The organism is Botryobacter ruber (assembly GCF_003347595.2).
Taxonomy (GTDB): Bacteria; Bacteroidota; Bacteroidia; order Cytophagales; family Hymenobacteraceae; genus Pontibacter; species Pontibacter ruber_A.
Genome location: NZ_QCZK02000055.1, coordinates 44,224 through 56,625 on the forward strand (window position 1 = coordinate 44,224; position 12,402 = coordinate 56,625).

General features: G+C 49.1%; 15 protein-coding genes. 8 read left to right on the forward strand and 7 right to left on the reverse strand.

Annotated elements, in window-relative coordinates:
• Positions 1-19 precede the first annotated feature (19 nt).
• Both DCW36_RS18280 and DCW36_RS18285 read right to left on the reverse strand, forming a co-directional pair.
• Positions 20-259, reverse strand: a complete 240-nt coding sequence (locus DCW36_RS18280; protein WP_125185143.1) for a hypothetical protein — start codon at positions 257-259, stop codon at positions 20-22.
• 411 nt (positions 260-670) lie between these two features.
• The gene (locus tag DCW36_RS18285; protein WP_114778216.1) at positions 671-1,852 is read right to left on the reverse strand and encodes a THUMP-like domain-containing protein; all 1,182 of its coding nucleotides are present in this window, start codon (positions 1,850-1,852) and stop codon (positions 671-673) included.
• Between the two features lie 170 nt (positions 1,853-2,022).
• Between DCW36_RS18285 and ahcY the strand changes: the two genes are divergently transcribed.
• Positions 2,023-3,330 (forward strand): adenosylhomocysteinase, encoded by a 1,308-nt coding sequence (gene ahcY, locus DCW36_RS18290; RefSeq protein ID WP_114778217.1) that lies wholly within the window; start codon positions 2,023-2,025, stop codon positions 3,328-3,330.
• A gap of 215 nt (positions 3,331-3,545) precedes the next feature.
• On the opposite strand, the gene DCW36_RS18295 is transcribed toward ahcY, so the two are convergent.
• Both DCW36_RS18295 and DCW36_RS18300 read right to left on the reverse strand, forming a co-directional pair.
• Positions 3,546-4,301, reverse strand: a complete 756-nt coding sequence (locus DCW36_RS18295) for a LytR/AlgR family response regulator transcription factor (RefSeq protein WP_114778218.1) — start codon at positions 4,299-4,301, stop codon at positions 3,546-3,548.
• A 30-nt stretch (positions 4,302-4,331) separates the two neighbouring features.
• Complete coding sequence (locus DCW36_RS18300) at positions 4,332-5,504, reverse strand: sensor histidine kinase (protein WP_164891177.1); 1,173 nt, start codon at positions 5,502-5,504, stop codon at positions 4,332-4,334.
• A 250-nt stretch (positions 5,505-5,754) separates the two neighbouring features.
• On the opposite strand from DCW36_RS18300, the gene DCW36_RS18305 reads away from it, so the two are divergent.
• The 7 genes from DCW36_RS18305 to DCW36_RS18335 all read left to right on the forward strand — a co-directional run bounded on the left by DCW36_RS18305 (position 5,755) and on the right by DCW36_RS18335 (position 10,127).
• On the forward strand, positions 5,755-6,519 hold the full coding sequence (locus DCW36_RS18305) for a glycosyltransferase family 2 protein (RefSeq protein ID WP_114778220.1): 765 nt from the start codon (positions 5,755-5,757) through the stop codon (positions 6,517-6,519).
• Complete coding sequence (locus DCW36_RS18310; RefSeq protein WP_114778221.1) at positions 6,516-7,544, forward strand: glycosyltransferase family 9 protein; 1,029 nt, start codon at positions 6,516-6,518, stop codon at positions 7,542-7,544. Before DCW36_RS18305 ends, DCW36_RS18310 begins: the two co-directional genes overlap by 4 nt.
• A gap of 153 nt (positions 7,545-7,697) precedes the next feature.
• Positions 7,698-8,291, forward strand: coding sequence for a sigma-70 family RNA polymerase sigma factor (locus DCW36_RS18315; RefSeq protein WP_114778222.1), 594 nt, complete (start codon positions 7,698-7,700; stop codon positions 8,289-8,291).
• Between the two features lie 28 nt (positions 8,292-8,319).
• Positions 8,320-8,601: an anti-sigma factor family protein gene (locus tag DCW36_RS18320; RefSeq protein ID WP_114778223.1), complete on the forward strand. Its 282-nt coding sequence runs from the start codon at positions 8,320-8,322 to the stop codon at positions 8,599-8,601.
• Positions 8,602-8,609: 8 nt separating this feature from the next.
• Complete coding sequence (gene gmk, locus DCW36_RS18325) at positions 8,610-9,197, forward strand: guanylate kinase (protein ID WP_114778224.1); 588 nt, start codon at positions 8,610-8,612, stop codon at positions 9,195-9,197.
• Complete coding sequence (gene nadD / locus DCW36_RS18330; RefSeq protein WP_114778225.1) at positions 9,194-9,766, forward strand: nicotinate (nicotinamide) nucleotide adenylyltransferase; 573 nt, start codon at positions 9,194-9,196, stop codon at positions 9,764-9,766. Before gmk ends, nadD begins: the two co-directional genes overlap by 4 nt.
• Before the next feature lie 118 nt (positions 9,767-9,884).
• Entirely contained in the window at positions 9,885-10,127 is a 243-nt protein-coding gene (locus tag DCW36_RS18335; protein ID WP_114778226.1) for a hypothetical protein, read from the forward strand.
• 250 nt (positions 10,128-10,377) lie between these two features.
• On the opposite strand, the gene frr is transcribed toward DCW36_RS18335, so the two are convergent.
• The 3 genes from frr to DCW36_RS18350 all read right to left on the reverse strand — a co-directional run bounded on the left by frr (position 10,378) and on the right by DCW36_RS18350 (position 12,355).
• Complete coding sequence (gene frr / locus DCW36_RS18340) at positions 10,378-10,941, reverse strand: ribosome recycling factor (RefSeq protein ID WP_114778227.1); 564 nt, start codon at positions 10,939-10,941, stop codon at positions 10,378-10,380.
• 58 nt (positions 10,942-10,999) lie between these two features.
• On the reverse strand, positions 11,000-11,785 hold the full coding sequence (pyrH, locus tag DCW36_RS18345; protein ID WP_114778228.1) for a UMP kinase: 786 nt from the start codon (positions 11,783-11,785) through the stop codon (positions 11,000-11,002).
• A gap of 72 nt (positions 11,786-11,857) precedes the next feature.
• Positions 11,858-12,355, reverse strand: a complete 498-nt coding sequence (locus DCW36_RS18350; protein ID WP_114778229.1) for a biotin/lipoyl-containing protein — start codon at positions 12,353-12,355, stop codon at positions 11,858-11,860.
• Positions 12,356-12,402 lie beyond the last annotated feature (47 nt).

Here is a 12,402-nt window from a genome sequence, read left to right on the forward strand (position 1 = left end):
ACCTGGCTGCTGCACTTCGTTAGAAGTTGCTGCTCTTAGGAGGAAATTCTCTGCGCAGGTCGCCCTGTTCCTTTGCCCTGCTCTGGTTCTGGCCCTGCACTGGTGTAGCACCTCCGCTCATCTGGCTGGATGTGGTGCTGTTTTGTGACGTGGTTGAACCCCGTACCGGGGAATCCGGACGTATGGTGCGGGAGCTGTTGCTGGTGCCCGTTTTCATTCTGTTAATGTCTTGTTGGGTTTCTTTGCTGCCTTTTTTCATGATGTATGGTATTAAGTAAAACAATTAGTGTTAGTTTGTTTTACGAAGTAAATACCTGATAGTTAAGTGTATATGCTGATGTTTGTGAGCGTGTTGCAGGCTGGTTGTAAGATGAAGTTTTATGGATTATCGCTATATGGGAATACAGGGCTAATTGTATATTACTGATGTAGAAGCAGTTTGGGAGAGGATATTTGTAGCTGTTGAACAGGAGCCGCTGTAATATGGGAAGAAACCGGGGCAGGCGCCTCTTGCAGAAATGCTGGTTTAAGCTCAAAAAGTTCACTGCACCTGCCACCACTTCTTCTGCTCCTGCAATAAAAGGTCTTCTGCCCGGCTTGCCCGTGTTGCAGAAACAGGAGCGGAGGGTGCTGCTACAAACGGCTGCGTAGCTTTACAGGTTTGCCCAGGTTAAGCCTTCTCGCAGAAAAGCACAACCGGTTTCTGGTGCTTGTCGGTCGTGAAGAACAGGTACACATTGCCGCCTTCCCGGATACCGGTTTTCTTTCTTATTTCGGCTACAGTTTCGGGAAAGTTGCGGACGGTGATGTTGGCTTTTTTGTCGGGGAGCCTGGGGAGCAGTTCTTTTTTGTTGTAGCGCCTAACGGAAAGGCAGCGGAAAGACCTGCCCGGGAAACCGGGAACCAATGCCTCGGAAGTATACAGGTGGCTGTTCGGGTGCAGTTTGTTTAAGTGGTAAAGCGTTGCCAGGTATTTGTAACTACCTGCTTTCAGGATGGCGGCGTTTGGTTCGTAAATATATTGCTGCGGATCAGCATACGTAACAGGTGCTTCCTGTTCCTGCTCCTGTGTAAAAGTTACCTGCTGTACCTCGCCGGAGTTTAACAGGTTTACGGCCACCCGTTCCACCGCTCCGGTTGTAGTTGGCGTGAGCAGATAAAGCACTTCCTTGCACTCGTTCTGTACGGCCACCACCCATACCTTTGCCACGTGCCCCAGTTGCGCTATAGCCAGCTCTATGTCCAGCATGGGAGCGGTTTTAAGCAGCAAGGCATGTGCTTTCTGTAGCAGCAGGGGGAGGAGGCGGAGGATGTCCGGTTCGCAATCCTGCAGCAGGTGCACCCGTTCATCGCGTCCGCCGCGGCGGGCCGGGTCGGCATAAATCAGATCGGCTTTACCTGTAAAAGCCTGGAGGAAATCTTCGGCTGTCGTATTTATCGTTTCGATAGTTGGCGCCTGCAGCACACCAAAGTTGTAAGTGGCGAGCTCCGAGAGCTCCTTGTTTTGCTCAAGGTGCAGCACTTTTTCAAAGCTGCGGGCAAAATAGTAGCTGTCCACGCCAAAGCCGCCGGTTAAGTCGATGGCCAGCGCACCGCTTACCAACGAGGCTTTAAAGGCAGCTGTTTTCTCAGAAGAACTTTGCTCTACCGAGAGCATGACCGGGAACACTACATCCGGGTTCGCCACCCAGCCCGGGAGTTTCTGTGCTGCCTTCTGCCTTGCCTGTATTTGTTGCACCAGTTCGTGCAGGGGCAGGCCGGGGTATCGTTTTGCCTGCAGCATCAGCTCCGCAGGGTTTCGGTGCTGGTTCTCCCGGATAAACTGTTTTTCCTCTATCGAAAAGGTGCGCATGCCTCTGGTGTTAAATTAACCGTACTGCAGGTTTGCAGCATGGTAAAGCAAAGATAAGTTATTTTAAACTGGCGCCATGTACTACTGCAAATGGGAAGAACAACATGGTAGCTGCTTGAAGTTGCGCAACAAATTGTGTAATTTTGTGTTTATTCTGAAAAACAAGTAACATGATAGATACACAGCTTAAGTACAAGGTAAAAGATATTTCGCTGGCCGAGTGGGGCCGCAAGGAAATCAGACTGGCAGAAGCAGAAATGCCGGGCCTGATGGCAATCCGCGAGGAGTACGGTCCGGCCAAGCCGCTGGCGGGCGCACGCATTGCCGGCTGCCTGCACATGACCATTCAGACGGCTGTGCTGATAGAGACGCTGGTGGAACTGGGTGCTGAAGTAACCTGGTCTTCCTGCAACATTTTCTCTACACAGGACCATGCCGCTGCTGCCATTGCCGCTGCCGGTATTTCGGTTTACGCCTGGAAAGGCATGACGGCCGAAGAATTTGACTGGTGCATTGAGCAGACGCTCTTCTTTGGCGAAGACCGCAAGCCGCTGAACATGATCCTGGATGATGGCGGCGACCTGACCAACATGGTGCTGGATAAATATCCTGAACTGGCTGCAGGCATCAAAGGCTTGTCGGAAGAAACGACTACCGGTGTGCACCGCCTGTACGAGCGTATGAGAAACGGAACGCTGCCAATGCCTGCCATCAACGTAAACGACTCTGTTACCAAATCGAAATTCGATAACAAGTATGGCTGTAAAGAATCGCTGGTAGATGCGATCCGTCGTGCTACGGATGTGATGATGGCCGGTAAAGTTGCGGTAGTAGCCGGTTACGGCGACGTGGGCAAAGGTTCTGCTGCCTCGCTTCGCGGTGCAGGCGCCCGTGTTATCGTTACCGAAATAGATCCAATCTGTGCCTTACAGGCTGCCATGGACGGTTTCGCTGTTAAGAAAATGGTGGATGCCGTAAAAGAGGCTGACATTGTGGTGACAGCTACAGGTAATAAAAACATCATTACCGAGCAGCATTTCCGCAGCATGAAAGACAAAGCAATTGTGTGTAACATCGGCCACTTTGATAACGAGATCGATATGGCCTGGCTGAATTCCAATTATGGCCATACAAAAGATGTTATCAAGCCGCAGGTAGACCTGTATAACGTCGAGGGTAAAGATATTATCGTGCTGGCCGAAGGTCGCCTGGTAAACCTTGGCTGCGCTACCGGTCACCCGTCTTTTGTTATGTCCAACTCCTTCTCGAACCAGACGCTGGCCCAGCTCGAGCTTTGGACAAATACTGACGCCTACGAAAACGTGGTATACACGCTACCCAAGCACCTGGACGAAAAAGTAGCCCGCCTGCACCTGGGTAAAATAGGTGTGGAGCTGGATGAACTGTCTGAAGACCAGGCAAGCTACATCGGCGTGGAGGTTGAAGGACCTTATAAGCCGGAATACTACAGATACTAAGTAATTCAGCAAGAGCTGCTGCTAAAAAACAAAGGAGCCGGTGCAAGCGCATCGGCTCTTTTGTTTTTCCAGGAAGGCTTTTACTTTTGTTTTACCAGCTGCTATTGCCTGCAGGAGCAGAGGCTGTGGTGGCGGGAGCAGCAGACCTTTTTTTCGTCAGGAATGAGAAATGAAGGTCGGGGTGGGGCAGGTAATCGTAAAGCGTAAAAGTTTTTTCAAATAATGTTGAATTTAGACATCAGCGCTTTCTTGTAAGACTTGCCAATCGGGATTTCGCCTTTCGAAAACATAACGGAATTTTCTTCGAGTGCTTCAATTTTGTCGAGGTTGGCAATAAAGGAACGGTGCACACGCACAAAGTTAGCTGGGGGCAGCTTCTGTTCTGTGTCTTTTAGAGTGGAACTTACCAGGTACTTCTGGTCGGTTGTCACTATAAACGAGTAGTTGTCATAGGCTTCTACCCACAGAATATCGCTGTACTGTACCTTAATGATGCGGTGTTTAACCTTTACAAACAGGTAATCGGCAGCAATATCGGCTTCGTGGGCCTTGCCTTTAAAAGAGGATGTTTCGCCGTTTTCTTCCGGCTTTACGTGATGATGGTCGTGCTTGTAGAGCGCAATCTCGATAGCAGACTGCAGGCTTTTTTCGTCGAAAGGCTTCACCAGGAATCCGTCGGGCTCCGTTTTTTTGGCCCTGTCAATGGTTTCCTTGTCGGCATAAGCCGTCAGGTAGATAAAAGGGATATCGAATTCCTGCCTGATCTGCGAGCCCAGGTCTACGCCGTCAGCTTTGCCTTTCAGGTTTATATCCAGTAATATCAGGTCCGGGTGAGTTTCCTTTATCAGATCGAGCGTATCTTCTCCTGCATCAATAGCACACGTGTCGTAACCTAATTCTTCCAGGCACGCAGCTATATCTTCAGCGATTATGACCTCATCTTCTGCAATAAGGATTTTAGGTTTAGTCATAGCATCAGGTTCTTACGTGAAATATAATCATTATGATGGTAAAATAAAAGTTAATATTGCTATTGTGCCATTTTTATTTTTTAACTCAATTTTCCCGTTCAGTTTACTGATAAGTGAGTTAACGAGCTGAAGCCCAAAAGATAAAGATTGCTTCTGTTCAATGTCAGGTGGCAAGCCGGTGCCATTGTCCGCAATTACCAGTGTGTAGGTGCGGTTGTCGTGGCTCTCCAGCGCAATACGAAGTAGTCCGGTTTGCTCGTCCGGGAAGGCATATTTTAAGGCATTGGAAACTATCTCGTTTACGATAAGTCCCAGGGTAATGGCTGAATCAATGTCTATTTTTATGTGCGGCACAGCAACCTGTAAGGCTATTTTTTCCTGTGTTATCCCAAACGAGGAGTAAAGGCTTTCGCAAATCTGCGTGAAGTAGTCGTTCAGGTCTATCTGGCCCAGGTCGTTTTGCATGTACAGGCGCTCGTGCAGCAGCGCCATCGCCTTTACTCTGTTCCGGATAGCCCGCATTACATCAATTGCATCCTGGTTTTTTGTGCGGCGGACCTGCAGGTTGAGCAGGCTGATAACAATCTGCAGGTTGTTTTTTACCCGGTGGTGTACTTCCTTCAGGAGTGTTTCTTTTTCCCGGTTCTTTTCTTCGAGCAGTTGTGTCCGGTGCTGTACTTTCTGTTCCAGCAGCAGGTTAAGCTTCACTAGGCTTTTCTCACGAAACCGGACTACGCTCATCATCGACGCAAGCAGCAGCACTACCAGCAGGGCCACAAACCAGTCGCGCCGCCAGAAAGGATGTACTTCCGACAAAGCCGAAAAGGAGTAAGCAAGGGAGCCGGCAGACCTGTAGCTGCCGGATGTTATGTGGCCTTTTGTAGCTGGGGCTAAACCGGTAACCCTGGCATAAGCCCGGGCATCGGGGCTGTGGGCGGTTACCGCGCAACCGGTACCTGTGTTTATGGTGTTGATAAACAAAAGAGCCTGTCCGTAAACTTCGGCTTTCGGCTGCAGGGGATAGGTGGTGTAGCCTGTGCTATGAAAGAGGCTGCCCCTGCCCGGTATTGCCGGCCACAGGTGGTGCATGTTGTCCTGTGTAACAGCTGTTGCCTGCAATATGGGCAGGCTGTATTCCAATGCCCGGTTCCGGATACTGTATAGCGCCACCAGCAGCAGTGCCGGTAAAAAGATCATTGCCATGCCCGGGTACAGCCATTTTTTAGTAAACCGATGATAATTACAGCTGAACATGCATTTATTTTTAGGAACAACAACAGCGGACAATACTTTTCATACGTATTTTAGAGTTATGGTTGCTATTTATATAAAGAATTTCACAAATAATTGCAACATTTCACCCGACTTTGTACTTTAGGGGACGCGCTGCCAGAATGTTGGTAGAAAAGCCGATATTTGCACCCGGTTACTTTTGCAAAAGCAACGGGAATGTATGGAAGTTAGCCTCTCGGTAGTTATCATCACTTACAACGAAGAACAAAATATTGCGCGCTGTCTCGACTCGGTAGAGGGGATTGCGGATGATGTAGTAGTGGTAGACTCTTTCTCGACAGATAAGACGAAAGCGATATGCCTGAACCGGGGTGTTCGCTTTGTGGAGCGTCCGTTTGATGGCTACGTGACTCAGAAAAATTTTGCCAACGCCCAGGCTGCCTTTCCGCATATTCTCTCTTTAGATGCCGACGAGGTGCTGTCGGAGGAACTGCAGCAGGAGGTAAGGGCCCTGAAGCAAAACTGGCAGCTTGGCGGTTATTACCTGTCGCGGCTGACCAACTACTGTGGCGCCTGGGTGCGGCACGGGGGCTGGTACCCGGACCTGAAGCTGCGGCTCTACGACCGCAGGCAGGGGCAGTGGGAGGGGCTGCTGCTCCACGAAAAGTTCGAGCTGGCTGCAGGAGCCAGGAGTGGCGCTGTAAAAGGCGACCTGCTGCACTATTCTTATACCTCCATAAAGCAGCACCTGGACCAGATAAACCATTTTACGGAGGTGGCCCTGGAGGAGATGAAGCAGCAAGGGAAACAGGTTTCTGTTTTAGGTTTAATTGTGAAGCCGCCCTTCCGGTTTCTGAAGATGTATTTTCTGCAGCTGGGATTTTTGGATGGCTTTGCAGGTTTTTGTATCGCTGTCCTGTCGTCTTACGCTGTTTTTGCAAAATATGCCAAACTTTATTTGTTCCATAAACAGCCGCTTTCATGAAGACCTTCCTCATTAGCCGGCCCGATGCAATTGGTGATGTAGTGCTTACCTTGCCTATGTGCGGCTGGCTGAAAAATCAGTTCGAGGGGTGTAGGGTTGTCTTTTTAGGTACCACCTACACGGAGCCGGTCGTGGCCTGCAGCGAACATGTAGACTTGTTCATCAATGCGGATAAACTGCTGGTCCTGCCCTGGGAGGAGCAGGTGAATTTTCTGAAAGAACTGCAGCCGGATGTGTTTCTGCATGTGTTGCCCAACAAACACCTGGCCCGTTTGGCCAAAGCAGCTGAAGTACCGGTTCGTGTGGGCACCCGTAGCAGGTGGTACCACTGGCTTACCTGTAACAAACTGGTGTCGCTGAGCCGCAAGAACTCCGACCTGCACGAGAGCCAGCTGAACATGCTTTTGCTGACCGGAGCAGGCGTTAAAGTTTTTCCGGCCCTCCAGGACATGCACCTCTTCTACGGGTTTACCAAAATCGACCCGCTTCCGGAATGGCTGCAGCAGCTTTTGGTAAGAGACAACCCCGAGCAACTCAATATAATACTCCATCCGAAGTCGAGGGGCAGCGGGCGCGAGTGGAGCCTGGTACACTACAGCAAACTGGCAAAAAAATTACACAAGCTGGGGCACCAGGTATTTATTACCGGCACCGCAAAAGAAGGCGAATTTCTGCGGGAGTGGCTACAGGAGCATTCAGAATTTGTGACAGACATGACCGGACGGCTCACCCTTCCCGAGTTTATTAGTTTTGCCCGGGCAGTAGACGGTTTGGTGGCTTGTAGTACCGGAACGCTGCATATTGCAGCAGCAGTTGGCGTGCATGCGCTGGGAATTTACCCGCCTATCAGGCCGGCCTACCCCGGTCGCTGGGGGCCGGTAGGCGAGAAGGCCAGCGTGCTGTTGCATCCTATTAAATGTAATGCCTGCAGTTCGGTACCGGAAACCTGTATCTGCATCAACTATGTAAGGCCTGAGCAGGTAATAGCGCAAATAAAGCTGTGGCATGCCAGCGTAATAAACTAAAGAACATAGATAAAATGATTAATGGTAACTTTTTTGTCTTATTTTTGTATGTGTACCTATATTAATAATGGCAAAACTTAAAAACCATTACTCATCTAACTTAATCTAACGTAAAAGTTATTATCTACCGTAACTTTTTAAGCAAACGCAAACATGAGCGAGCAAACAGGTAAACAATTGAGTAAAGAGGAAAAAGACGCACGGTTCGAGGCCGAGCTGCTCCCTGTATTGGACCCTCTGTACAATTTTGCCTATAGGCTCACTTTAGATGAAGATGACGCCAATGATCTGGTGCAGGAAACGTATCTAAAGGCTTACCGCTTCTTTGATTATTTCGAGCAAGGAACTAATGCAAAAGCATGGCTGTTCCGGATACTTAAGAACTCCTTCATAAACGAGTTCAGAAAAAAGAGCAAACAGCCTGCTAAAGTAGACTATAGCGAGGTAGAGGGTTATTACAACTCCGACGACGTGGAGGGGGAAGGCGGCGTGGCCACCACCACCGACATGCGTACCGAGAGTGTGCAGGATCTGATCGGGGACGAAGTGGCGAGTGCCCTTAATACGCTCCCCGTCGATTTCAGGACCGTAATCATCCTTTGCGACTTGGAAGGATTTACTTACGAGGAAATGGCCAAGATACTGGACATACCCATTGGTACTGTCCGGTCGCGGCTGCACCGTGCACGGAATTCTTTGAAAGAGAAACTGGAAAATTATGCAAAAACCATGGGTTATAACAGTTAGAGTAATTTAAGTTAAGAGTTGAGTTAAGATGGAAACAAAATTTACAGAGACTTATCCTAATGTGTCCGAGGAGGGCAGGGAGACGGATTGTGAGAAGGTGGTAAACCTGCTGGATCTGATTATTGACGGGGAGGCGTCGTCTGATGAACAAACTTTTTTTAAAGCCCATATAGAGGACTGCGTGACCTGCTTCGAAAGCCACCAGAAACAGCGGTTGATGAAGAGCCTGGTCAGCGGCCATTTAAAACGCGTACTTGTGCCGGCCAGCCTGGCATCATCCATAAAAGCAAAAATTCAACAAACAGCGTAAATCCGCCGATGCAACAAGGCAAAATTATTATCTTCTCGGCTCCATCCGGTGCCGGCAAAACAACTATTGTAAAGCACCTGTTGCAGGTAAATCCCAAACTGGCCTTTTCTATTTCGGCCTGCACCCGCGATAAGCGCGGCCGGGCAGAAGAAAACGGGAAAGACTATCATTTTATCACCCCGGAAGATTTTAAAAAGAGAATCGAGAACGATGAGTTTGTGGAATGGGAAGAGGTGTATGAAGGTGCTTTTTATGGTACCTTAAAATCAGAGATAGAGCGCATCTGGGCGAGCGGTAAGAACCCCATACTGGATGTAGACGTGAAAGGTGGCTTAAAGATAAAGCAGTTTTACAAAGACCGCGCCCTGGCCATTTTTGTGAAGCCGCCTTCTGTCGAAGAGCTGGCCAAACGCCTGACCGCCCGTGCCACCGACTCGGCCTCCAGCATTTCGAGCAGGGTATTTAAAGCAGAATTCGAGATGAAGTTCGAAAACCAGTTCGACGAAGTAATTGTCAACGATAACCTGGAGACGGCCTGCGCCAAAGCCGAAAAACTTGTTTCAGCGTTCCTGGATGACGAAGTGACCGTAGCATGAAGGTAGGGCTTTTGTTCGGCTCTTTCAATCCTATCCATATCGGACATTTGCTCCTGGCTAATTTCATGGCTACCAATACCGATCTGGATACGGTGTGGTTTGTAGTGTCGCCGCAGAATCCGTTTAAGCCCAGCAACACGCTGCTGCACGAGTTCGACCGGCTGCACATGGTGTCGCTGGCTATTGCCGATAACCCGAGCCTGGGCGTTTCGAACATCGAATTCAACATGCCCAGGCCCAGCTATACCATCGATACACTTACCTACCTGCAGGAAAAGTATCCGAGCTACGAGTTTGTGCTCATTATTGGCGAAGATAACCTGCCGGGCTTTCCGAAATGGAAGAACTACGAACGCATTCTGCAGTACCACAAGGTGTATGTTTATCCACGCAGTGGTTCTGTAACGACCGAGATCACCGCTTTGCCAAATGTTACGTTTGTGAAAGCGCCTGTGCTGGATATTTCGGCCACCTTTATCCGGGAGTGCATTCGGCAGGAGAAATCTATCCGGTACATGGTGCCGGATGAGGTAGCAGCCTATATAAAGGTGCACAAGCTGTATCTGTAAGTTTAGCTGAAAACACTCAAATCAGAGGTTTTGCAGGAGCAGAAGGTGTGGTGGCAGCTGCAGCAAATAAAATTTAATGTTGCCAGCGGTAACATGCGTGTAATTTAAGCTGAAACTGATGAAAAGTTATAGAGTTGTACAGGTTACTTCGGCAGAAGCTTTCGAGACGAGCCTGAACGATCTGGCCCAGCTGGGCTGGACGGTGGTTGCAGCCAACATGGCCTACCAGGGCGATGCCAGACAAATGGCTACCTATTTTGCATTGCTGGAAAGCGCTCCTCTCGAACCAGAGCTCAAGCAAATGCTGGAAACCCGTACCGACGAACTCGACGACATCGACCTGAGCCCTTCTGCAAACTGAAGGCTTAAGATAAATTCTGCTGCTGGATAAGCGATTCTTCCGAAATCTTTATCCCATTTTTGCTCTCTAGAAACGTTGCTGCTGCAGCCACCATACCCACTGCTCCTGCTGCAGCGTCCTTTTTCAGGTAGAAATTCTTTTCTGCACCAGCCACCACAGCCGCTGCTCCTGTTCCTTCCCCGCTGAAAACACCGAAGCCCTTCCGGTTTAGCAGAAGGGCTTCGATATATTTCTCCGTAAGCAGTCCGGGTTAAACCGTCATGATTTCAGCTTCTTTCTTGGCAAGCAGTTCGTCGATCTTTACGATGTACGAGTCGGTCAGCTTCTGTACTTTGTTTTCGGCATCACGCACGGCATCTTCGGCGGTACCTTCTTTCTGCAGTTTTTTCAGCGAGTCGTTCACATCCTTGCGGATGTTGCGGATGCTTACTTTGCCTGCTTCCGTTTCATTTTTTACCTGCTTCACCAGGTCGCGGCGGCGTTCCTCGGTCAGGGGCGGAATGCTCAGGCGAATGCTGTCGGCTTCCTGCTGCGGGTTCAGGTTCAGGTCCGAGTTTTTGATCGCTTTGCTTATTTCGCCCAGCATATTTTTTTCCCAGGGCTTAATAACCAGTGTACGGGCATCGGGAGCAGCAACGTTTGCCACCTGTGCTACAGGCGTAGGCGTGCCATAGTAATCCACGCGCAAGCTGTCGACCATAGCAGGCGATGCCTTGCCGGCACGGATTTTTAACAGCTCGGAATTGGTGTGTTGAACTGCTTTCTGCATAGACTCCTCTGCTTCGCTGAGGTAAAACTGAATTTCTTCCGTCATATCAATTTTAGCTTAATTAGGTTCTGATAAAATTATACTTATGGTATAGGCAAAAGTACTAATTTTTGTTGGCGCTGTTGTTGGCCTCTGATGCCTCTATTTCATTAATAGCCTCTTTCAGGTCTTCCGCCACATCTTCCATCGATACCAGCGTGCCTATCTGCTCGCCCTGTAGCAGGCGCTTCAGGTTGCCGGGGGTGTTCATGTCAAACACCACTATAGGAAGTCCGTTTTCTTTGCAAAGCGTAAAGGCGGTCATGTCCATCACGTTCAGTCCTTTCTCAAATACATCTTTAAAAGAGATATTGGAGAAGAAGACAGCGTTCGGGTCTTTCTCCGGGTCGGCAGAATAGATGCCGTTTACGCGGGTACCTTTCAGTACCACATCCGCCTCAATCTCGATGGCCCGTAAGCTGGCAGCCGAGTCGGTGGTGAAGTAAGGGCTGCCGGTGCCGGCGCCAAAAATAACTACGCGTCCTTTTTCGAGGTGGCGTACGGCACGGCGGCGAATGTAAGGCTCACACACCTGCTGAATGTTCAGGCCGGACAACAAACGGGTATACACGCCCAGCTTTTCGAGCGCACTTTGCAAAGCCATGCTGTTGATAACGGTGGCCAGCATGCCCATGTAATCGCCCTGCACACGGTCGAGGCCTACTTCTTCTGCCTGCACGCCCCGGAATATATTGCCACCTCCTATTACCACTGCTATTTCTACACCGAAATCACTTACTTCTTTGATTTCTTTCGCATACTGCATCAATCTGTTCGAATCGATACCGTATTGTTGGTCTCCCATCAGCGCCTCACCGCTTAGCTTAAGCAATATTCTTTTGTACTTCACGATATAAATTTAATTAATTGTTTTCCGATGACCGAGTTATCCCTGCAGGGCGTCGCGCTGCCATAGGTTTACTCAGAATTTAATTAAAACCTGGTTCTTCTCTACATTCTGGCGTACTGCCACTTTTATTTCTTTTACCACACCATCGCCCGGAGATTTCAGAATGTTTTCCATTTTCATTGCCTCCAGCACCATGATAGGGTCTCCTTTTTTTACTTCCTGGCCAGGTTTTACCTTTATTTCAAGAATCAGCCCGGGCATAGGCGCTTTCACTTCGTTTATTTGCAGCTCGTTCATGTTGGCCATACCCAGTTTATCGAGCAGCAAATCGAAACGATCTTTTACATAAACCGTTTGCTGTAGACCATTGATCTTAAACGTAAACGTTTTGGCCTGGTAATCGGCCTGCACCAGTTCAGCGGTATACGACCGGTTGTCTTTGATAATGTGGTAAGTAGCAGGGCCAATAGGAGAAATGTCCCAGTTAAAAGGGGCTCCGTCCAGAAGAATAGCTTCTTTTTGTATATCAACCTGCCGTGTTTTGCCGTTAGCGGTTTTTATCCGGAGCATCTTAAAATCTGGTTTTGGAGCTTAAAGATAATTGAATTATCAGAGTA

What these genes read in the sequence shown, in the direction of transcription:
- DCW36_RS18280 (WP_125185143.1), bottom strand. Translation starts at nt 259, where the DNA reads ATGAAAAAAGGCAGCAAAGAAACCCAACAAGACATTAACAGAATGAAA.
- DCW36_RS18285 (WP_114778216.1), bottom strand. Translation starts at nt 1,852, where the DNA reads ATGCGCACCTTTTCGATAGAGGAAAAACAGTTTATCCGGGAGAACCAG.
- ahcY (WP_114778217.1), top strand. Translation starts at nt 2,023, where the DNA reads ATGATAGATACACAGCTTAAGTACAAGGTAAAAGATATTTCGCTGGCC.
- DCW36_RS18295 (WP_114778218.1), bottom strand. Translation starts at nt 4,301, where the DNA reads ATGACTAAACCTAAAATCCTTATTGCAGAAGATGAGGTCATAATCGCT.
- DCW36_RS18300 (WP_164891177.1), bottom strand. Translation starts at nt 5,504, where the DNA reads ATGGCAATGATCTTTTTACCGGCACTGCTGCTGGTGGCGCTATACAGT.
- DCW36_RS18305 (WP_114778220.1), top strand. Translation starts at nt 5,755, where the DNA reads ATGGAAGTTAGCCTCTCGGTAGTTATCATCACTTACAACGAAGAACAA.
- DCW36_RS18310 (WP_114778221.1), top strand. Translation starts at nt 6,516, where the DNA reads ATGAAGACCTTCCTCATTAGCCGGCCCGATGCAATTGGTGATGTAGTG.
- DCW36_RS18315 (WP_114778222.1), top strand. Translation starts at nt 7,698, where the DNA reads ATGAGCGAGCAAACAGGTAAACAATTGAGTAAAGAGGAAAAAGACGCA.
- DCW36_RS18320 (WP_114778223.1), top strand. Translation starts at nt 8,320, where the DNA reads ATGGAAACAAAATTTACAGAGACTTATCCTAATGTGTCCGAGGAGGGC.
- gmk (WP_114778224.1), top strand. Translation starts at nt 8,610, where the DNA reads ATGCAACAAGGCAAAATTATTATCTTCTCGGCTCCATCCGGTGCCGGC.
- nadD (WP_114778225.1), top strand. Translation starts at nt 9,194, where the DNA reads ATGAAGGTAGGGCTTTTGTTCGGCTCTTTCAATCCTATCCATATCGGA.
- DCW36_RS18335 (WP_114778226.1), top strand. Translation starts at nt 9,885, where the DNA reads ATGAAAAGTTATAGAGTTGTACAGGTTACTTCGGCAGAAGCTTTCGAG.
- frr (WP_114778227.1), bottom strand. Translation starts at nt 10,941, where the DNA reads ATGACGGAAGAAATTCAGTTTTACCTCAGCGAAGCAGAGGAGTCTATG.
- DCW36_RS18350 (WP_114778229.1), bottom strand. Translation starts at nt 12,355, where the DNA reads ATGCTCCGGATAAAAACCGCTAACGGCAAAACACGGCAGGTTGATATA.